This is a genomic window from Nocardiopsis coralli (genome assembly GCF_014892575.1).
GTDB lineage: Bacteria > Actinomycetota > Actinomycetes > Streptosporangiales > Streptosporangiaceae > Nocardiopsis > Nocardiopsis coralli.
In genome coordinates this window covers 160,134-179,342 of the sequence record NZ_JADBGI010000005.1, presented here as the reverse complement: position 1 = coordinate 179,342, position 19,209 = coordinate 160,134, and the positions used below count along the sequence as shown (strand labels likewise).

Below are 19,209 nucleotides of genomic sequence, written 5' to 3'. Positions count from 1 at the left end.
CGACGTGAGGACCCCCCATGCAGCACGATCCACAGGAGACGGAACCGCGGCGCCCGCGCCCGGCCCTCGCCGCGGCGGCAGCGGCGGCCGCGGTGCTGTTGGCCGTGACGGCCTGCGCACGCACCGAGGAGGACGCCTCGGAGGACGACGGAGGCGGTGGCGGCGGCGAGGGCCAGGAGCAGGTCCTGGACGAGGCCGCGGCCGGCGACGAGACCTGCACGCTCGACGAGTACGGCGGTGAGGGGTTCGACCTGACCGACGTGCGGGTCGGGTTCTCCCAGTCCGAGGCCGAGTCCAACCCGTTCCGCATCACCGAGACGCAGTCGATCGTCGACGAGGCGGAGGAGCGGGGCGTGGACCTGATCACCTCCAACGCCCAGTCCGACTTCGCCCAGCAGATCAACGACGTGCAGGACCTCATGTCGCAGGGCGCCGAGGTCCTGATCATCGCCCCGCTCAACTCCGACGGCTGGAAACCGGTGCTGGACGAGGCCGCCGCCGAGGACATCCCGATCATCACCGTGGACCGCGCCATCAACGGCACCGCCTGCGAGGACTTCGTGACCTTCATCGGTTCGGACTTCGTCGAGCAGGGGCGCCGGGCGGCCGACCAGATGATCGACGCGCTCGACGGCGAGGGCGAGGTCGCGGTGCTGCTGGGCGCGGCCGGCAACAACGTCACCACCGAACGCACCGAGGGGTTCCAGGAGCGCATCGAGGCGGAGGCGCCCGGGATCGAGATCGTCTTCGAGCAGTCCGGCGACTTCACCCGCGAGGGCGGGCAGTCGGTGACCGAGCAGCTGGTGCAGTCCGAGCCCGACATCGACGGGATCTACGCGCAGAACGACGAGATGGGCATCGGCGCGGTGACCGCGCTGAACGGCGCGGGCAAGGAATCGGGCGAGGTCTCCATCGTGACGGTGGACGGCACCGAGGAGGCCGTGCAGCACATCGTCGACGGGTGGATCCACGGTGTCGTGGAGTCCAACCCGCGGTTCGGTCCGCTGGCCTTCGAGGCGGCGGAGAGCTTCGGCGCCGGCGAGGAGGTCGGGACCGAGCTGATCATCACCGACCGCGCGTACGACCCCTCCAACGCCGAGGAGGAACTGCCCCATGCCTACTGACCGGGGCACGCCGGTGCTGCGGGCCCGCGGGCTCGTCAAGCGCTTCCCCGGGGTACGCGCCCTGGCCGGGGTGGACCTGGACCTCCACCCCGGCCGGGTCCACGCGCTGGTCGGTGAGAACGGCGCGGGGAAGTCGACCCTGATCAAGGTGCTCACGGGTGTGCACGGCCGGGACGGGGGCGAGCTCGAGCTGGACGGGCGCCCGGCCGGCTTCGCGACCCCGGCGGAGGCGCAGCGGGCGGGTCTGGCCACGATCTACCAGGAGGTCGACCTGCTGCCGCTGCTGAGCGTGGCGCGCAACCTGTTCCTGGGCCGGGAGCCGCGGTGGTTCGGGCTCATCGACTTCCCGCGCATGCACCGGGAGGCGGCCGAGGCGCTGGGCGAGTACGGGGTGCACGTGGACGTGCGGCGCCCGCTCGGCGACCTGTCGATGGGGGCGCGGCAGATGGTCGCGCTGGCCCGGGCGGTGTCGGCGCGGGCGCGGGTGGTGATCATGGACGAGCCGACCTCGTCGTTGGAACCGCGCGAGGTCCACACGCTCTTCGAGGTGATCGGGCGCCTGCGCGGGCGCGGGATCGCCGTGGTCTACGTGAGCCACCGGTTGGACGAGCTGTACGAGGTGTGCGACGACGTCACGGTGCTGCGCGACGGGCACGCGGTGCACTCGGGTCCGTTGGCGGGGTTGGAGCGGTTGCGGCTCATCGCGCTGATGCTGGGCCGGGACATGTCGGAGGTCGCGCGGGAGGGCGCCACGACCTTCGCCGGAGCACACGACGTCGCCGGCGGCGCCCCGGCGCTGACCGCGGAGGCGTTGACGGCCCGGCACCGGTTGCGCGGGGTCTCGCTCGACATCCGCCCGGGTGAGGTCGTGGGCCTGGGCGGGTTGCTCGGGTCGGGCCGCACCGAGACGGCACGAGCGGTCGCCGGCGATCTGGCGCTGGAGGAGGGGCGGGTCGCGGTGGCCGGGCTGCCGGTGCGCGGTCGCGGGACGGCCGCGGCGATCCGGGCCGGGATCAGCCTGCTGCCGGAGGACCGCAAACACGAGGGCATCGTGCCGGGCCTTTCGGTGCGGGAGAACATCGCCCTGGCCGCGATGCCCCGGCTCAGCAGGTTCGGGTTGGTCTCGGAGCGGCGGGTGGACCGGGTCGTGTCCACGTTCATGGAGCGCTTGCGCATCAAGGCGACCGGGCCGTCGCAGAAGGTCGAGGAGCTGTCCGGAGGAAACCAGCAGAAGGTCCTGCTGGCCCGCTGGCTGGCGCTGAACCCGGCGGTGCTGTTGCTGGACGAGCCCACACGCGGCATCGACGTGGGCGCCAAGGCAGAGGTGCAGCGGCTGGTGGACGAGCTGGCCGAGGACGGCCTTGGGGTGCTGCTCATCTCCTCCGACCTGGAGGAACTGGTGGAGGGCGCCGACCGGGTCGTGGTGCTCAAGGACGGCGCGGTGGTCGGTGAGCTCTCCGGGGCGTCGGTGACCGAGGACGCCCTGGTCGACGCGATCGCCCGCGGGGAGGCCTCGCCCGTGGTGCGGGACCGGTCGGACGGCGGGGCCGGGGCGGCGCCGGAGGAGGAGGTGGAGCGGTGAGTGCTGCGTCGGTGATGGCGCGGGTGGACCGGGACCGGGCGCGGTCGTGGTTGCAGGACTACGGCGTGTACGTGGGTGTGGCCGCGATCGTGCTGTTCAACGTCGTGTTCACGCCCGGGTTCGTGTCGCTGGAGAACTTCCGGGTGCAGGCGGTGCAGGCCGCGCCGATCGTGGTGGTGGCGCTCGGGATGGCGCTGGTCATCGCCACCGGGGGGATCGACCTGTCGGTGGGCGCGGTGATGGCGTTGTCGGCGGCCTTCGTGTCCCTGTACCTGGGGTACGGGCCGCTGGTGTCGGTGCTGGTCGCGTTGCTGGTGGGCGCGGTCGCGGGTGCGGTCAACGGGACGATCGTGGCGGTGGCCGGGGTGCAGGCGATCATCGTGACGCTGGCGATGATGATCGCCGGGCGCGGGTTGGCGCTGGTGCTGGTCCCGCAGTTGGAGGGGATCCGGAACCCGGCGCTGCGCGAGTTCGGTTCCGGGAGCGTCGCCGGGGTGCCGTACGTGGTGTGGGTGGCCGCGCTGATGGTGGCGCTGGTGCTGTTCCTGGTGCGGCGGACCCTGTTCGGCCGGCGCCTGGTCGCGGTGGGCGGCAACCGGCGTGCGGCGGAGCTTTCCGGTCTTCCGGTGCGGCGCACGCTGCTGCTGGTCTACACGCTGTGCGGAGCGCTGGCCGCGGTCGCAGGGGTGATGACGACCGCCCGGTTGCAGGCCAGCGACCCGAACTCGGTGGGCCTGCTCATCGAACTGTCTGCGATCACCGCGGTCGTGGTGGGCGGGACCCCGCTCTCCGGCGGACGGGTGCGTGTGGCGGGGACGGTCGCCGGGGCGATCCTCATGCAGTTGTTGGTGGCGACGCTGATCAAACACAACCTTCCGCCGTCGTGGACGCAGATGGCGCAGACGGCCGTGATCATCGCCGCGGTGTACGTGGCCCGGGAGAGAGGGCGTTCATGAGCACGGTGACCGAGCGGGTGCCGGGCCCCGGTTCCGAGTCCTCCAGGGGCGTGCCGGTGCGGGAGCTGCTGCAGCGGCACGGGGCGCTCCTGGTGCTGGCCGTGGTGCTGGTGGCGGCCGGGGTGGGTCTGGACGGGTTCCTGACGGCCGGGAACCTCAACCACGTCGCTGTGGGGTCGGCGTTCCTGGCGATCCTGGCGCTGGGCATGACCTTCGTGATCGTGACCGGCGGTATCGACCTGTCGGTGGGCACCAACTTCGCGCTGGGCGGGGTGCTGGCGGCGTGGGCGTCGCAGTACGGCAGCCTCGCCGCGCTCGCGCTGCCGCTGGCGGTGTGCGGGGCGATCGGGCTGCTCAACGGGGTGCTGATCGCGCGGGCCCGGTTGGCGCCGTTCATCACGACCCTGGCCACGATGCTGGGGGCGTGGGGGCTGATGCTGTCGGTGTCGGACGAGGGGAACACGACCTACCTGGTTCCGGACGGCGCGGTGCTGACGTCGCTGGTGCACGGCCGGTTGTTCGGCGTGATCGGGTATCCGCTGCTGTTGGTGCTGGTGCTGTTCGTGATCGGCGGGATCGCGCTGTCGCGCACCGGGTGGGGGCAGAACGTGTACGCCGTGGGCGGGGACGAACGTTCGGCCGCGCTCATGGGTGTGCCGGTCGCCCGCACCAAGACGGCGGTGTACACGGTGTCGGGGCTGTGCGCCGGGGCGGCAGGGGTGCTCAACGCGTTCTGGTTGGGCTCGGGGGTGACGATCTTCGGGATCGGGATCGAGCTGCAGGCCATCTCCGCCGTGGTCATCGGCGGGACGCTGCTCTCGGGCGGTTACGGGTTCGTGAGCGGGTCGTTCGTGGGGGTGATGCTGCTGGCGGTGATCCAGAACATCATCAATACGATCAGCGGGCTGACCTCGGCGTTCCAGGAGGTGGTGAGCGGGGTCTTCCTGATCGTGGTGGTCCTGGCCCAGTCCCGCCTGAGCCGGTCCCGCCCCCGCGCGTGAGCACAACGAAGAACGTGCACCCTCACGTATGCGTGGCGTCGGGCAGGGACCGGTCCCGTGTCACGCACTCGCCGACGCTCGCGCATGACACGGGACGTAGGTGGGCCCGTCGCGGGTCAGAACGCGGGGCCGGCCTCCATGGCCTCGTCCACGGTCTCGCCGCGCAGCTCCTCGACCTCGCCGGCCAGGTCCTGCTCGTGCGCCTCGAACCAGCCCTCGACGCCCGCGTCGAAGGTGCTCAGCGCGATCTCCTCGGTCTCGGTCCCGCCGCGCACGCGGTTGTTGTCGCCGACCTCCGCGGTCGGGCTGTTGTCCGCGGCCACGAGCGAGCCGCCGACGATGTTGTTGTCGATGTAGGCGCCGCCGGACACCCCGGCCACGCTCAGGTCACCGTCGACGTAGTTCACGGAGGAGCAGAAGCCGTCCTCCTCGCCCGCGCCGACCGCCACCGGTCCCGCGCCGCCGCTGTAGGAGACCGAGCCGATGACCTCGCTGTCGCAGAGGATGCCGCCGCCCTCGGACCCGGTCACCGCCAGGTCCCCGCGCAGCACCGAGTCCACGACGTCGGCGTAGCGCACGTCGGTGGCCGAGACACCGTCGTCGATCCGGGAGCCGACCATGTAGAGCGCGCCCGCCTCGGAGTCCACCGAGGCCAGGTCGGAGTCCACGACGAAGACGAACCCGTCCTCGAAGCCCTCGGCCGGGGTCGCGCTGACGCCGGCGCCGTCGGTCTCCTCCAGGTGGGTGCCGTAGGAGCCGGTGTTGGCAACCTCGCCGCCGATGGTCGAGTCGGAGGAGTCGAAGTAGCCGTCGGCGCCGACCTCCACGTCGCCCTCGATCTCACCCCCGATGATGTGCAGGTTCGCGCCCTCGCCCACGGTGACGTCGCCCTGGACGGTGGTGCCGTCGAGGAAGCAGCTCGCGCCGGCGGGCACGGCGAGCGGGGTCGGCAGGGTCACGTCACCGCCGTGGCCCTCGCACTGGGTGACGAGGTCGGCCTGCGCGGGTGCGGCCATGAGGGTGAGGCCGCCTACGGCCAGGGCGGCCGTGGCCGAGGCCGCGACCGTGCTCCGGAGGTTCATGGGGGGATTCCTTTCGTCGTGACCGTGGCGCGGCGCTGCCCTGCGGGCCCGAGTCTGGGATGCCCGGGGAGGCGCGCCCGCGCACCACAGCGAAAGTACCCATTCCGCCCCGGTTTGGGAATACACGTTCGACGAAGTTTCGTTTCCGTCCAGGTTTCCCGCACGAGAACGGACCGGGCGTCCAGAAAGGGCGCCCGGTCCCGGGTTGCTGCCGGGCCCGCCCCACGAGGGGTGCCCGGCGTGTGATCAGCGCAGGTGGCCGTCGCCGGTGACCACGTACTTGGTGGAGGTCAGTTCCGGCAGACCCATCGGCCCGCGCGCGTGCAGCTTCTGGTTGGAGATGCCGATCTCCGCGCCGAAGCCGAACTCGCCCCCGTCGGTGAACCGGGTGGAGGCGTTGACCATGACCGCGGCGGAGTCGACCCGTGCAGTGAAGTACCGCGAGGCCTTGAGGGAGTCGGTGACGATCGCCTCGGTGTGCTGGGTGGAGTAGGCGCGGATGTGGGCGAGCGCCGCGTCGATGTCGGGCACCACGCGCACGGCCAGATCCAGGGACAGGTACTCGGTGGCCCAGTCGTCCTCGGTGGCGGGCACGGCCTCGACGGAGGTCCCGGCGGCCGCGGCCATGACCTTCTCGTCACCGTGCACGATCACGCCGGCCTCCTCCAGGCTCTCCAGCACACGCGGCAGGTACTCGTCGGCCACGTCCTCGTGCACCAGGAGGGTCTCGGCGCTGTTGCACACCGAGACCCGCTGCGCCTTGGCGTTGGTGGCGATCGCGACGGCCTTGTCGAGGTCGGCGTCGGCGTCCACGTAGACGTGGCACAGGCCCTCGCCGGTCTCGATGACCGGGACGGTGGACTCGCGCACGACCGCCTGGATGAGGGAGGCTCCCCCACGCGGGATGAGCACGTCGACCAGCCCGCGGGCGCGCATGAGCGCCGCGGAGGAGTCACGGCCGCGACCGGGCACCATCTGCACGGCGTCGGCGGGCACACCCGTCCCCTCGAGGGCGTCCCGCAGCACCTGCACGATGACGGTGTTGGAGTCGTAGGCCGAGGACGACCCGCGCAGCAGCGACGCGTTCCCGCTCTTGAGGCAGAGCGCGGCGGCGTCGGCGGTGACGTTGGGGCGGCCTTCGTAGATGATGCCGATGACACCGAGCGGAACACGGATCTGGCGCAGGTCGAGACCGTTGGGCAGCACCCCGCCGCGTACCGATTCCCCCACCGGGTCGGGCAGTTCGGCGACCTCGCGGACGGCGTCGGCGATCTGCTCGATGCGGGCCGGGGTGAGCGTGAGCCGGTCGATCATCGCCTCGGAGGTGCCGTCGGCCCGCGCGCGCTCGACGTCGCGGGTGTTGGCCTCGGTGATCTCGTCGGACCGCTTGACCAGCGCGTCGGCGAGCGCGTGCAGCGCCGCGTCCTTCACGCCCCGGCTGAGCGGGGCCAGGTCGGCCGCGGCGTCCTTGGCACGTTCGGCGACCGCGCGGACCTCGCGCTCGGTGTCAGTCATGGCTTTCTCTCTCGGTCGGGGTGTGCTCCGGGGTCGGCTGTCCTCCCACTCTAGGCGGTTCCAGCATGCTCCGGAGCGTTGTCCACAGGCCTTGGTCCGAACCCCGTTCGGTCGACTGGCCCGCACCCCCGTAGGGTCGGTGCCCACGCCCGGCCCGCCGGTCTCCCCCGGCATCCCGATCCCACGGAAGAAGACCCCACCATGAGCAAGGGAACGATCGTCATCACCGGCGCCAGCGCGGGTCTCGGTGCCGAGATGGCCCGCCAGTTCGCGGCCCTCGGCTACGACCTGGGCCTGTGCGCACGGCGCGAGGAGAAACTCGAGGCCCTGCGTGAGGAGATCACCGCGGCCCACCCCGAGCGCCGCGTCGAGCTGCGATCCCTCGACGTGACCGACCACGAGGCCGTGCACACGGTGGTCCGCGACCTCGCGGCCGCCTTCGGGACCCTGGACCGGGTCGTGGTCAACGCCGGTCTCGGCAAGGGTGTGGCGCTGGGCAAGGGACGGCCCGACGCCAACCGGGAGACCGCGATGACCAACTTCGTGGGCGCGCTGTCCCAGGCCGAGGCTGCCCTGGAGGTCTTCCGCGCCCAGGAGCACGGACACCTGGTGATGGTCTCCTCGATGTCGGCGCTGCGGGGCATGCGCAAGGCCATGACGGTCTACGCGGCCACCAAGGCGGGCGTGGCCTCCCTCGCCGAGGGGCTGCGTTCGGAGCGGGTTCCGGGCCTGGACGTGTCGGTGATCTACCCGGGCTACATCCGCTCGGAGATGAACGAGCACGTCGCGCAGAACACCCCGTTCATGGTCGACACCGAGACCGGAACGCGCGCGATGGTCAGGGCGATCGAGAAGCGCAAGGCCAAGGCGTACGTGCCGGCGTGGCCGTGGGTGCCGATCGGGTTCCTGCTCAAGCGGGCGCCGCTGTCGGTGGTGCGCCGTATGACCTGAGCCCGGTGACCGCCGGAACCCCGGCCCTGGCCCTGTCCGCCACGGGCCCACGCCTCGGATCAGAGCGTCCGCAGCGCCGCCAGGATCCGCATCCGGGCCCGCCGCCCCTCGGGGCAGGGCACCAGCGGGTACACGTGGAAGGCGCCGGGACACGTGATCAGGTCGGTACGGGCCCCGGCCGCCTCCCGCCGCTCCCGCAGGCGCCTCAGGTCCGGCCAGAACAGGTCGTGGGTCCCGACGTAGACGTCCATCGGCGCCGTGCCCGTGTGCTCCCCGTACAGCGGGCTCAGCCGCGGGTCGGCCGGGTCGTCGCCGCCCGACCAGGCCCGCATGCACTCGTGCAGTCCGGCCCGGGCCAGCCAGGGGTCGCGGCGTTCGACCGCGGCGACCTCCGGGTTGTCCAGGGCCGCGTCGACCCACGGGGCGAGCAGGATCGTGCGCGCCGGTCCTTCGCTCCCCCGCGCGGCCAGACGCTGGTCGAGGGCGGCGGCGAGCCCGCCCCCGGCCGAGTCCCCCGCCAGGACCGTGCGGGCGGCGGGGACCTCGGCGGTCAGGTCCGCCCAGACCCGGTCGACGAACGGGTGCGCCTCCCGGTGGGTGTGGTCCGGGGCCAGGCCGTAGAGCGGCACCTCGACCCGGCAGCCCTGGTCGGCCATGAGCGCGACGAGCCGCCAGTGCCACGGCGTGATGCTGCTGACGTAGGCGCCCCCGTGCAGGTGGAGCACGGCCTTGCCGGGTTCGGGCCCGTCCTTCGGCCGCACCGTGTACACGGGGAACCCGTCGACCTCCCGTTCGGTGACGCGGTAGGCATGGCGCATCGGCGCGGGCGGGGCGCTGTCGTCCTTGGGCGCGGCGATCCGCCGCCGGGCGCGTTCGGGGGTGCTCATCTGCCGCTTGCGGGTGACACGGAAGAGCAGGGACAGGGCGCGCGTGGTCACGCTGGGCACGGGGGAACTCCTTCGGCGAGAGTGTTCTCCGAGCTTGTCACACCGTGCCCCGCGGGAACCGTGTTCCCCCGGGGCCGGCGGCCGGACCACCGGCCCGGCCGCCGGCCCCGTCACCGTCGCGGATGCTCACCCGCCGGCCATGGCGCCGACGACCATGAAGGGCTCCTCCCCCGACGCCACCCGCTCGGGCAGTGCGTCGTCGGGCGACTCGTGCGAGAGGTCCTCCTCGCAGGCGAAGTACCGCAGGTAGGCCCGGCGGCGCTTGCTGGAGTGGTCGCGGATCGTGCCCTGCAGCTCGGGCCAGCGCTGCTCCAACGCGTCCAACACCGAGTTCGGGGTGACCGGCCCCTCCACCCTCACGGCGGTCTCCCCTTCGAGGCGGGCGAGGATCCGCAGGTGGTAGGGCAGCCAGACCCGCACGTCGTGTGGCCCTGCGCCGCTCTCACGTACGTCGTCGCTCATGACCTGTACACCCCCTTCACGGCAGGGTCTGCACTTCGACGGACAGGACGGACGGCAGGGTGTCGGCCGCGGTGGACCACGTGTCCCCCGAGTCGGAGGAGACGTGGACCTGCCCCCCGGTGGTGCCGAAGTACACGCCGTCGTGCGAGTCCACGGCCATCGCGTCGCGCAGGACGTTCACGTAGCAGTCCTCCTGCGGCAGGCCCTCCGTCAGCGCTTCCCACTCCTGGCCGCCGGTGCGGCTGCGGTACACGCGCAGGCGGCCGTCGGGCGGGTAGTGCAGGGAGTCGCTGGTGATCGGCACGACGTAGAGCGTGTCGGGGTCGTCGGCGTGCACGGCGATGGGGAACCCGAAGTCGGACGGCAGGTTCCCGCTGATCTCCGTCCAGTTCTCCGCGGCGTCGTCGGTACGCATGACGTCCCAGTGCTTCTGCATGAACAGCACGTCCGGCCTGGAGGGGTGCATGGCCAGGCGGTGCACGCAGTGCCCGGCCTCGGCGTCGGGGTCGGGGATGCCGTCGGTGAGCAGGCCGCGGTTGGCCGCGGTCCAGGTCCGGCCGTCGTCGTCGGAGCGGAAGACCCCGGCGGCGGAGATCCCGACGAACATGCGGCCGTTGCCGCGCGGATCGAGCAGGATCGAGTGCAGGCACAGCCCGCCCGCGCCCGGCTGCCAGCCCGGTGCGGTCGTGTGCGTGCGCAGGCCGTCCAGTTCCTCCCACGACCGCGCGCCGTCGGTGGTGCGGAAGAGGGCGGCGTCCTGGACCCCGGCGTAGACCGTGTCGGGGTCGGTCGCGGAGGGTTCCAGGTGCCAGACCCGGGTGAACTCCCAGGGGCGAGGGGTGCCGTCGTACCAGAGGTGGGTCCCGGGGTCGCCCGTGTACTCGAACCGGTTGTCCATCGGGTCCCAGGTCCTGCCGCCGTCGTCGGAGCGCTGGATGACCTGGCCGAACCAGTCCATGGACGGCGCCGCGTACAGCCGGTCGGGGTCGGCCGGGCTGCCGGTCAGGTGGTACACCTCCCACCCGGCGAAGTGGGGCCCGTCGACTTCCCAGTCCTTGCGTTCGCTGTCGGAGGTGAGGACGAAGGCGCCCTTGCGTGTCCCCACCAGCAGCCGTACTGCGCTCATGTGCGGTCCTTCCCGCGTGCCGGTACTGCGTGATCTACCTCTCCTCAGGAGTAGACCGCACGGCACCGACAGAACGGGGCGGCTTCACGAGGATTTCCGTCTCTCTTTGCCGCGCCTGGACCCGCACGGGTCCACGCGCGCGGCCGGAGCGGTGGCGGGCGCGCGGCCCGGGCACCTCACGCCCGCGCCGCGCGCCCCGTCACAGCAGCACGAGGTCGTCGCGGTGCACGAGCTCGCGCTCGTAGGAGGGACCCAGCTCCCGCGCGAGCCAGCGCGTGGACCGCCCCATGAGGTCGGGGACCTCGGCGGCGTCGTAGTTGACCAGGCCGCGCGCGACCACGGTCCCGTCCTCGCCGCGCAGGTCGACGGGGTCGCCTGCGCTGAACTCGCCGTGGACCTTGACGACCCCGGCGGGCAGCAGCGACGCCTTCTCCGCGACCACGGCCCGCACCGCGCCCGGGTCGAGCACGAGGCTGCCGCGCCCCGCGGTGGCGTGGGCGAGCCAGAGCTGGCGGGCGGAGGGGCGGCGGCCGTCGGCCGGTGCGAAGAAGGTGCCGACACGTTCGCCCGCCAGCGCGGCCCCGGCGTTGGCGGCCGAGGTCAGCACGGTGTGCACCCCGGCCTGGCTGGCGATCCGGGCGGAGTCGACCTTCGTGACCATGCCGCCGGTGCCCACACCGCGCTTGCCGGTGCTGCCGATGTCGATACCGGCGAGGTCGGCGGGGTCCCGCACCAGGTTCACCACCGAGGTGCCGGGGTCGGAGGGGTTGCCGTCGTAGAGCGCGTCCACGTCGGACAGCAGCACCAGGGCGTCGGCGCGCATCAGGTGCGCCACCAGCGCGGCGAGCCGGTCGTTGTCGCCGAACCGGATCTCGTGCGTGGCGACGGTGTCGTTCTCGTTGACGATCGGGACCGCGCCGATGTCGAGCAGGCGCCGAAGGGTGCGCTGCGCGTTGCGGTGCTGGACCCGCCTCATCATGTCCTCGACCGTCAACAGGACCTGCGCGGCGTTGAGGCCGTACCGGGCGAGCTCGGCGGTGTAGGAGGCCAGCAGCAGGCCCTGGCCCACGCTGGCGGCAGCCTGCTGCGAGGCCAGGTCGTGCGGACGCCGGGCCATCCCCAGCGGTGTCATGCCCGCGGCGACCGCACCGGAGGAGACCAGGATGACCTCCTGGCCGGCGGTACGGCGCTCGGCGAGCACGTCGGCGAGGGCGCGGATCCTGGTGGCGTCGATCCGGCCCTCAGGGGTCGTCAACGAGGACGACCCCACCTTCACCACGATCCTGCGTGCGGACTCGACCGCGGCGCGTCCGTCGGCCTCCAGGGCGTCGATGTTGTCACTGTTCGTGCTGTGCACCGTGCGAGGGGCTTTCCATCCGTGGCGCGGCGCGCCGGCGCCGCGCGTGTACCTGACGTGGTTCCGGCTGGTGTCGGAGATCGGGTCCCCGCGCGGGTCAGCCCAGCCGGGCGTCGGATCCGCGCGGGCCGGACGGGACCGCCTCGGCGTCGGCGGACGGGTCCCAGTCGAAGACCACGGAGTCGTCCTCGTGGCCGATGTAGACCTCGGCGCCCTCGCTCGCCCCGAGCTTGGCCAGCTCCTGCTCGATCCCGAGGCGGTTGAGGCGCTCGGCGAGGTAGCCGACCGCTTCGTCGTTGGAGAAGTCGGTCTGGGCGACCCAGCGGGTGGGCTTGTCGCCACGCACCCGGAAGGCGTTGTCGCCCAGCGCGACGACCTCGAACGGGGTGTCGCCGATGACCTTGGGGCGCAGCACGACGCGCGTGGGCTCGGGCGCCGGGGCGTCGGCACGTGCGGCGGCGACCTGCTCGGCGAGGGCGAAGGAGAGCTCGCGCAGCCCCTCGCGGGAGGCGGCCGAGGCCTCCAGGACCCGGTAGCCGCGCTCGGTCAGCATGGGCGTGACCATGTCGGCGAGCTCGCGGGCGTCGGGCACGTCGACCTTGTTGAGCACGACCAGGCGCGGGCGGTCGGACAGGTCCACGCCGGTGCGCTCGCCGTACGCGGCGACCTCGGCCTCGAGGGACTCCAGGTCGCTGACGGGGTCGCGGTCGGGTTCGTAGGTCGCGCAGTCCAGCACGTGCAGGAGGGTGGAGCAGCGCTCGATGTGGCGCAGGAACTCCAGGCCCAGGCCCTTGCCGTCGCTGGCTCCGGGGATGAGGCCCGGAACGTCGGCGACGACGTACTGCACGGCGCCGGCCTCGACCACACCCAGGTTCGGGATGAGCGTGGTGAAGGGGTAGTCGGCGATCTTGGGACGCGCGGCGCTCATCGCGGCGATGAGGGAGGACTTGCCGGCGCTGGGGAACCCGACCAGGCCGACGTCGGCGATGGTCTTCATCTCCAGGCGCACGTCGAGGGCCTCGCCCTCCTCGCCCTTGAGGGCGAAGCCGGGGGCCTTGCGCTTCTTGGAGGACAGCGCGGCGTTGCCGAGGCCGCCGCGGCCGCCCTCGGCCAGCACCAGCCGGGTGCCGTGGCCGACCAGGTCGGCGATGACCTCACCGTCGGGGTGGGTGACCACGGTGCCGTCCGGGACGTACAGCACCAGGTTCTCGCCGTTGGCACCGGCGCGGTGGCCGCCCTGGCCGGGCGTGCCGTTCTGCGCCACACGGTGGGGGCGGCGCTTGTAGTCGAGCAGGGTCGCGCTCTGGGCGTCGACCTCCAGGATCACGTCACCGCCGCGGCCGCCGTTGGCACCGTCGGGCCCGCCCAGCGGCTTGAACTTCTCCCGGTGGACGGAGGCGCAGCCGTGCCCGCCGTTCCCGGCTCTGACCTGCAGAGCCGCCTCGTCGACGAAGTCAGGCATGGTTCTCCCCGTCACTCATAGGGCCGTCGTGCGACCCCGCTCGTTCACGTGTGTCACCTGGTGACAACGCAAGAGGCGGGCCAGTGTTTCCCTGGCCCGCCTCCCGACATCAGTCTCGTTCGTGCGGCTCTCAGCTCGCGGGAACGATGTTCACGGCCTTGCGGCCGCGGTGGTTGCCGAACGCGACCTCGCCGCCGACGAGCGCGAACAGCGTGTCGTCGCCGCCGCGGCCGACGTTCGCGCCCGGGTGGAACTTGGTGCCGCGCTGGCGGACCAGGATCTCACCGGCAGCGACGTTCTGGCCGCCGAAGCGCTTCACGCCGAGGCGCTTGGCGTTGGAATCGCGGCCGTTCCGGCTGGAAGAAACACCCTTCTTACTGGCCATGTCCCCAGTCCTCCTACTTCGCCGAGATACCGGTGACGCGCACCTGGGTGTGCTTCTGGCGGTGGCCCAGACGCTTCTTGTAACCGGTCTTGTTCTTGTACTTGATGATGTTGATCTTGGGGCCCTTGGTCTCGCCCAGGACCTCAGCCGTGACCGAGTAGCCGCTCAGCTTGTCGGCCTCGGTGATCACACTGCCGTCCTCGACGACGAGGATGGGCTGCCACGTGATGGTGGCGCCGGTCTCCTCGGTGACCTTGTCGATGTTCAGGACGTCATCGACGGACACCTTCTCCTGTCGGCCGCCCGCTCGCACGATCGCGTACACCGGGTAACTCTCTTCCTGCTCGCTCAACGAATACTGCGCTCGGGACCATCCCCGGGACCAACCCCTGCACGGGGCCCGAGACCCGGGGTCCTGGGTCCGGTCGTGCCCTGTGCGGGCCTGACCGGGAGGAATCACCCCACCGAAGGGGTGGAGGGAAGCCTCGTTCCACGATCCACTGATCGCCTGTAGCGGGGCGCGGGGATCTGAGGGAAACAAACCCTGCGTGGAGAGCACTTCGGTGTCGGGGCGCGCGTTCACGTGGAGCGCGCCGACGCACCGTCCACCAGGTTACCACTGCCCCACCACAGGCCCGCACATCGGACCGTGGTCCGGACCGGGGTCACACCCGGCCCGGACCTGGTCTTCTCCAGCGCCGGTCAGCCGGCGTCGGCGGTGCTCCCCGCGGAGGCCGCCGTCCTGGTGCGGCGGGTACGGCGCCGCTTGGGCCGCTCGGCGGCCTCGTCGTCACCGTCGGCCGCGGGGGCCTCGGAGACCGATCCCTCGGCCTCGCCCGAGTCCGCACCCTCGTCGCCCGTGCTGCGCGCGGACGAACGTGTGGTGCGCCTGCGGGTGCGCTTGGTGGGCGCCTCCTCGGCCTCGGCGGGGGCGGCGCCGTTGTCGGTGTTCTCCTCCGTGACCTGTTCGGTCTCGGAGGCCCGGTCGGCCTCGGCGGCCTTCTTGGACCGGGTGGAACGCTTGCGGGACCGCTTGGCGGGCGCCTCCTCGACGGGTGCGGCCTGCTCGTCCCCGCCATCGGCGGAGCCCTGCTCCCCGGCGCCCTCGTCCTTGGACTCCTCGGCGGCAGCGGCGGCCTTCTTGCCGGAGCCCTTGGCCGACCTGGAGCGGCCCTTGGACTTCTTGCCGGAGGGCGCCTCGTCGGCCTGCTCGGCCGCCTCGGACCCGGAACCGGCGTCCTCGGCCTGCTGCTCGACCTTCTCCGCCTTGGCGCCCTTGTCGGCCTTGGAACCCTTGCCGCCGGGCTTGTCGGACCCCTGGTCCGCCTTCTCGCCCTGGTCGGCCTTGTCCTTGCCGCCCTTGTCCTCGGCCTTGCCGCCCTTCTCGGAGGAGGCCTCGGCGTCGCCCTTGCCCTTGTTCTTCTTCTTGCGGCCGCCGCCGTTGCCGCCCTTGTTCTCGACCGGCTCCTCGGCGACCAGCACCCCGCGGCCGTTGCAGTGCTCGCAGGTGTGGGAGAAGGCCTCGAGCAGCCCCTGCCCCACACGCTTGCGGGTCATCTGCACCAGACCCAGCGAGGTGACCTCGGCCACCTGGTGCTTGGTGCGGTCGCGGGAGAGGCACTCCAGCATCCGGCGCAGCACGAGGTCCCGGTTGGACTCCAGGACCATGTCGATGAAGTCGATGACGATGATGCCGCCGACGTCGCGCAGCCGCAGCTGGCGCACGATCTCCTCGGCCGCCTCGAGGTTGTTCTTGGTGACGGTCTCCTCGAGGTTGCCGCCCTGGCCGGTGAACTTACCGGTGTTGACGTCCACGACCGTCATCGCCTCGGTGCGGTCGATGATGAGCGATCCGCCGCTGGGCAGCCAGACCTTGCGTTCCAGGGCCTTGTTGATCTGCTCGTCGATTCGGTAGGCGGAGAAGACGTCGCGGTCCTCGGTCCAGTGCGAGAGGCGCTCGGCCAGGTTCGGGGCGACGTAGTCCACGTACTCGTGGACGGTCTCCCAGGCCTCCTCGCCGGAGACCACCAGGCTGGAGAAGTCCTCGTTGAACACGTCGCGCACGACCCGGATGGTCAGGTCGGGCTCGCTGTTGAGCAGCGCGGGCGCGGTGTTGGACTTCGACTTGCGCTGGATGGAGTCCCACTGCTTGGCCAGGCGCGTGATGTCGCGCTCCAGCTCCTCCTCGCTGGCGCCCTCGGCGGCGGTGCGCACGATCACACCGGCGTCGGCGGGCATGACCTTCTTGAGGATCTGCTTGAGGCGCGCACGCTCCTTGTCCGGGAGCTTGCGGCTGATGCCGGTCATCGAACCGCCGGGCACGTACACGAGGTAGCGGCCGGGCAGGCTGATCTGGCTGGTCAGGCGGGCGCCCTTGTGGCCGACCGGGTCCTTGGTGACCTGCACCAGGACCGACTGGCCGGACTTGAGCACCGACTCGATGCGCTTGGGCTGTCCCTCGACGCCGAGCACGTCCCAGTTGACCTCGCCGGCGTACAGGACGGCGTTGCGCCCCTTGCCGATGTCGACGAAGGCCGCCTCCATCGAGGGCAGCACGTTCTGCACACGGCCGAGGTACACGTTGCCGACGTAGGAACGGTGGCTCGCGCGGTCGACGTGGTGCTCGACCAGGACGTCGTCCTCCATGACCGCGATCTGCGTGCGGTCGCCGGTCCGGCGGACCACCAGGTCGCGCTTGACCGCCTCGCGCCGGGCCAGGAACTCCGACTCGGTCACGATGGGGGCGCGGCGGCGGCCCTGCTCGCGGCCCTCGCGGCGGCGCTGCTTCTTGGCCTCCAGGCGCGTGGATCCACGGACCGCCTGGACCTCGTCCTCGATGGGCTTCTCCGGGCGCGGCTCGCGCACCTTGACCACGGTGTTCGGCGGGTCGTCGTTGGTGGAACCGTCACCGCCGCCCGTGCCGGAACGGCGGCGACGGCGGCGCCGGCGGCGGCTGCCGTTGTCGTCGCCCTCGTCGTCCTTGGAACCCTGGTCGGGGCCGGAGGTGTTCTTCTTGTCGTCGGCGGAACGGTCGCTCTCGCCCTTGCCGCCCTCGTTCTTCGCCGACTCGTCCGAGGGGGCGTCCTGGCCCTCGTTCTCACCCGTGCGGGAACGGCCGCGACCGCGTCCGCCCCGGCGGCGACGGCGGCGTCCACCGCGCTCCTCGCCGGCGTCGTCACCGTCGTGGTCGTTGTCGTGGTCCTGGTCGGCGGAGCCGGTGTCGTCCCCGGAGGCCTCTTCGGCGCTCTCGTCCTTGCCGGGCTGTTCCGGGGGCGCTGCGGCCCTGGTCGCGCGCGCCGTGGCGACCGGCGGCTGGAAGAGCGTGCTCGGCGGCTGGAACAGGGTGCCGGGCTGGGCGGAGCCCTCCTCCGACGTGTCCTCGTCGGCCGTCTCCTCCGGGGCGGGGGCCCGGTCGGCCTCCTGCTCCTTCTTCCTGCCCCGCTGCTTCTTCCCGGCGGGCTCCCGCTGGGCCTTCTCGGAGCGCTGTGCCTCGTCCGCGCTCTCGCGGCGGGGCTTGTCGGCGGTCTTGTCCTCGGCGGCGCTCTCACGCTTGTCGGAGCGCTTCTTCGCACCGGCCGTGCTCGTACGCGCGGCAGGCGCCTCGGCGGGGCTGCCCGCCGCACGCACGGTGCGACGGCCCGAGGCGGGGGTGCTCACAGAGGTCTTGACCGTGCCGCCCTCACCGGAACCGGCGATGGAGGTGACGCGGTCGGTCGACGGCGGCGAGAAGATCTCGTCGGGCTCGGGGGGAGGGCCGGCGGCGCGGCGAGCGCCCTTGCCCGCGGGCGGCGCAGAGACGCGCACCCCGCCGTTCCCCTCGGCCGGTGTACCCGCGCCGTGGTCGGTCGTTTCAGTTGTACCCGCGGTGCCGTCGGCACCGTTCGTGGGCTCGTTGTCGAGCATCCGGGCGGTCTCCCGTCAAAGTTCCCGGGCGCGCAGGGGCCTCTCGGTCCCTGCGCCGCCTCACGAGAACTGTCGTCGCTGTGTCAGCGCCGGCGGCACCTGTGTGCCCCCGGGCAAAGTCCTGTGGTCACGTCCACGTTCCCCTTCCACGGGGCCGTTCATTGCGAAAGCCCCGTCGTGGACGCCGACGGCTGTGGTGCGTTGTCGCGCCGCTCCTCGGCGTACGGGTCCGCGGTACCGGGGTTCGTCGCCCGAGCGTCGGTCCGGTCCACGGTGAGCGGGTCGGCGATCGCACCTGTCGGCTCGTCCAGCGGCCCCTGCGCCAGCCGGGTCATCGAGGTCGATGACGGCGGCGCGAGGTCGGCCACTCGGCGGAGGCCGGTCAGCACGTCGTCGGGTCGGACAGCAGGTTGCGTGTGCCGTACGACCATACGAAGTATGGCATATGCCGCGTGTCGTCCCTCTGGCTCCGGCTCAGCGGTGTCGCCCGACACGTCGATGTCCACCACCGCAGACCGGGTGTCGAAACGGCGGCGGCCCTTCTTGGTCACGCGTTCCACCTCGACGCTGTCGGCGGCCATGTAGGCGGCCACCGCCTCGGCGGCGTCGTCGGGGCCGACGCCGGCCAGTTCCACCATCCAGAGTGATGCCTGCAGCCGATCGGCGAGCCCCGGTGTGCGCGCCTCGACGGCCTCCACGATGTCGATCCCGTCGGGCATCGCCGCGTCGAGGCCGGCGCGCACGCTCTCGGGCGGTCGCTCCTCGGCCAGAGTGAGTTCGAGGTACTCGGCCTCGCTGGCCACGCCGGTGGGTGCCGCTCCGGTGTAGGAGATCTTGGGGTGAGGTGAGAAGCCCTGGGAGAACGCCACGGGCACGGAGGCCCGACGCAGGGCGCGCTCGAGCGCCCGGGCGATGTCCCTGTGGCTGGCGAACCTCATGCGCCCGCGCTTGGCGTAGCGGACACGAAGCCGGTGTCCGGGTGTGGTGGTGGAGGGTGAGGTGGTGCCCTCGGGTGCGGGGGGCAGCTCAACTCCTTTCCTCTGTGCCCGCTCTGTGAGGCCGTCCGGCGACCTGAAGGGGCTGTTCCTCGTCCTGTTCAGCGTACGGGGCACCGCGGTGCACATGCGCCAACAGGACTACGCATACCGGTATCTCCCCCACTGACCTGGGATCGAAAAGTCCCTCCCGACCCGGACCGGGTTCGAACCGGTGTTCACCGAGGGAACGCGGGGGCCGCACAAAAAAATCCGGAGAAAATCTGCTGAGGATGGCAACCCCCGGCGCACCCCGCGAGTCTTATTACACGTACGGCCCGGCGCGAGCGGGGCGCCGGGCCGTACCCTTCCTCCTTCGCCC

General features: G+C 72.0%; 16 protein-coding genes. 5 read left to right on the top strand and 11 right to left on the bottom strand.

Annotated features, from left to right (window positions below; all coding sequences use genetic code 11):
- The first annotated feature begins 17 nt into the window (after positions 1-17).
- From IDM40_RS07300 to IDM40_RS07285, 4 genes are read left to right on the top strand one after another with little or no spacing between them, the layout of a single operon-like run.
- Positions 18-1,124, top strand: coding sequence for an ABC transporter substrate-binding protein (locus tag IDM40_RS07300; RefSeq protein WP_193121155.1), 1,107 nt, complete (start codon positions 18-20; stop codon positions 1,122-1,124).
- Positions 1,114-2,706 carry a sugar ABC transporter ATP-binding protein gene (locus tag IDM40_RS07295; RefSeq protein WP_193121154.1) on the top strand — a complete coding sequence of 531 codons (1,593 nt, stop codon included), beginning with the start codon at positions 1,114-1,116 and terminating at the stop codon, positions 2,704-2,706. Before IDM40_RS07300 ends, IDM40_RS07295 begins: the two co-directional genes overlap by 11 nt.
- On the top strand, positions 2,703-3,662 hold the full coding sequence (locus IDM40_RS07290) for an ABC transporter permease (RefSeq protein WP_328806959.1): 960 nt from the start codon (positions 2,703-2,705) through the stop codon (positions 3,660-3,662). The genes IDM40_RS07295 and IDM40_RS07290 overlap by 4 nt, the downstream gene beginning before the upstream one ends.
- Positions 3,659-4,663: an ABC transporter permease gene (locus tag IDM40_RS07285; RefSeq protein WP_193121153.1), complete on the top strand. Its 1,005-nt coding sequence runs from the start codon at positions 3,659-3,661 to the stop codon at positions 4,661-4,663. Before IDM40_RS07290 ends, IDM40_RS07285 begins: the two co-directional genes overlap by 4 nt.
- A gap of 116 nt (positions 4,664-4,779) precedes the next feature.
- Here the strand turns inward: IDM40_RS07285 and IDM40_RS07280 are convergent, their stop codons facing one another.
- Together IDM40_RS07280 and IDM40_RS07275 are read right to left on the bottom strand one after the other, a co-directional pair.
- The gene (locus IDM40_RS07280; protein WP_193121152.1) at positions 4,780-5,745 is read right to left on the bottom strand and encodes a hypothetical protein; all 966 of its coding nucleotides are present in this window, start codon (positions 5,743-5,745) and stop codon (positions 4,780-4,782) included.
- A 246-nt stretch (positions 5,746-5,991) separates the two neighbouring features.
- Positions 5,992-7,260 carry a glutamate-5-semialdehyde dehydrogenase gene (locus IDM40_RS07275; RefSeq protein WP_193121151.1) on the bottom strand — a complete coding sequence of 423 codons (1,269 nt, stop codon included), beginning with the start codon at positions 7,258-7,260 and terminating at the stop codon, positions 5,992-5,994.
- A gap of 201 nt (positions 7,261-7,461) precedes the next feature.
- Here IDM40_RS07275 and IDM40_RS07270 point away from each other — a divergent pair, with 201 nt between their 5' ends.
- Positions 7,462-8,211: an SDR family oxidoreductase gene (locus tag IDM40_RS07270; protein ID WP_193121150.1), complete on the top strand. Its 750-nt coding sequence runs from the start codon at positions 7,462-7,464 to the stop codon at positions 8,209-8,211.
- A 59-nt stretch (positions 8,212-8,270) separates the two neighbouring features.
- On the opposite strand, the gene IDM40_RS07265 is transcribed toward IDM40_RS07270, so the two are convergent.
- The 9 genes from IDM40_RS07265 to IDM40_RS07225 form a co-directional block, all read right to left on the bottom strand.
- Positions 8,271-9,158: an alpha/beta hydrolase fold domain-containing protein gene (locus IDM40_RS07265; RefSeq protein WP_193121149.1), complete on the bottom strand. Its 888-nt coding sequence runs from the start codon at positions 9,156-9,158 to the stop codon at positions 8,271-8,273.
- 126 nt (positions 9,159-9,284) lie between these two features.
- Positions 9,285-9,620: a MoaD/ThiS family protein gene (locus IDM40_RS07260; RefSeq protein ID WP_193121148.1), complete on the bottom strand. Its 336-nt coding sequence runs from the start codon at positions 9,618-9,620 to the stop codon at positions 9,285-9,287.
- 16 nt (positions 9,621-9,636) lie between these two features.
- Complete coding sequence (locus IDM40_RS07255; protein WP_193121147.1) at positions 9,637-10,746, bottom strand: WD40/YVTN/BNR-like repeat-containing protein; 1,110 nt, start codon at positions 10,744-10,746, stop codon at positions 9,637-9,639.
- A gap of 199 nt (positions 10,747-10,945) precedes the next feature.
- Positions 10,946-12,103 (bottom strand): glutamate 5-kinase, encoded by a 1,158-nt coding sequence (proB, locus tag IDM40_RS07250; protein ID WP_193121146.1) that lies wholly within the window; start codon positions 12,101-12,103, stop codon positions 10,946-10,948.
- Positions 12,104-12,200: 97 nt separating this feature from the next.
- A complete protein-coding gene (obgE, locus tag IDM40_RS07245) occupies positions 12,201-13,565 on the bottom strand; it encodes a GTPase ObgE (protein ID WP_193121145.1) in 1,365 nt (454 codons plus the stop codon).
- 130 nt (positions 13,566-13,695) lie between these two features.
- Entirely contained in the window at positions 13,696-13,950 is a 255-nt protein-coding gene (rpmA, locus tag IDM40_RS07240) for a 50S ribosomal protein L27 (protein WP_193121144.1), read from the bottom strand.
- Positions 13,951-13,963: 13 nt separating this feature from the next.
- The gene (gene rplU, locus IDM40_RS07235; protein WP_193121280.1) at positions 13,964-14,275 is read right to left on the bottom strand and encodes a 50S ribosomal protein L21; all 312 of its coding nucleotides are present in this window, start codon (positions 14,273-14,275) and stop codon (positions 13,964-13,966) included.
- Positions 14,276-14,652: 377 nt separating this feature from the next.
- The gene (locus IDM40_RS07230; RefSeq protein WP_193121143.1) at positions 14,653-17,853 is read right to left on the bottom strand and encodes an Rne/Rng family ribonuclease; all 3,201 of its coding nucleotides are present in this window, start codon (positions 17,851-17,853) and stop codon (positions 14,653-14,655) included.
- Positions 17,854-18,011: 158 nt separating this feature from the next.
- A complete protein-coding gene (locus IDM40_RS07225; RefSeq protein ID WP_235997398.1) occupies positions 18,012-18,791 on the bottom strand; it encodes a TIGR03936 family radical SAM-associated protein in 780 nt (259 codons plus the stop codon).
- Positions 18,792-19,209 lie beyond the last annotated feature (418 nt).

What these genes read in the sequence shown, in the direction of transcription:
- IDM40_RS07280 (WP_193121152.1), bottom strand. Translation starts at nt 5,745, where the DNA reads ATGAACCTCCGGAGCACGGTCGCGGCCTCGGCCACGGCCGCCCTGGCC.
- IDM40_RS07300 (WP_193121155.1), top strand. Translation starts at nt 18, where the DNA reads ATGCAGCACGATCCACAGGAGACGGAACCGCGGCGCCCGCGCCCGGCC.
- IDM40_RS07270 (WP_193121150.1), top strand. Translation starts at nt 7,462, where the DNA reads ATGAGCAAGGGAACGATCGTCATCACCGGCGCCAGCGCGGGTCTCGGT.
- IDM40_RS07295 (WP_193121154.1), top strand. Translation starts at nt 1,114, where the DNA reads ATGCCTACTGACCGGGGCACGCCGGTGCTGCGGGCCCGCGGGCTCGTC.
- IDM40_RS07225 (WP_235997398.1), bottom strand. Translation starts at nt 18,791, where the DNA reads ATGAGGTTCGCCAGCCACAGGGACATCGCCCGGGCGCTCGAGCGCGCC.
- IDM40_RS07255 (WP_193121147.1), bottom strand. Translation starts at nt 10,746, where the DNA reads ATGAGCGCAGTACGGCTGCTGGTGGGGACACGCAAGGGCGCCTTCGTC.
- IDM40_RS07230 (WP_193121143.1), bottom strand. Translation starts at nt 17,853, where the DNA reads ATGCTCGACAACGAGCCCACGAACGGTGCCGACGGCACCGCGGGTACA.
- rpmA (WP_193121144.1), bottom strand. Translation starts at nt 13,950, where the DNA reads ATGGCCAGTAAGAAGGGTGTTTCTTCCAGCCGGAACGGCCGCGATTCC.
- obgE (WP_193121145.1), bottom strand. Translation starts at nt 13,565, where the DNA reads ATGCCTGACTTCGTCGACGAGGCGGCTCTGCAGGTCAGAGCCGGGAAC.
- IDM40_RS07285 (WP_193121153.1), top strand. Translation starts at nt 3,659, where the DNA reads ATGAGCACGGTGACCGAGCGGGTGCCGGGCCCCGGTTCCGAGTCCTCC.
- IDM40_RS07275 (WP_193121151.1), bottom strand. Translation starts at nt 7,260, where the DNA reads ATGACTGACACCGAGCGCGAGGTCCGCGCGGTCGCCGAACGTGCCAAG.
- IDM40_RS07260 (WP_193121148.1), bottom strand. Translation starts at nt 9,620, where the DNA reads ATGAGCGACGACGTACGTGAGAGCGGCGCAGGGCCACACGACGTGCGG.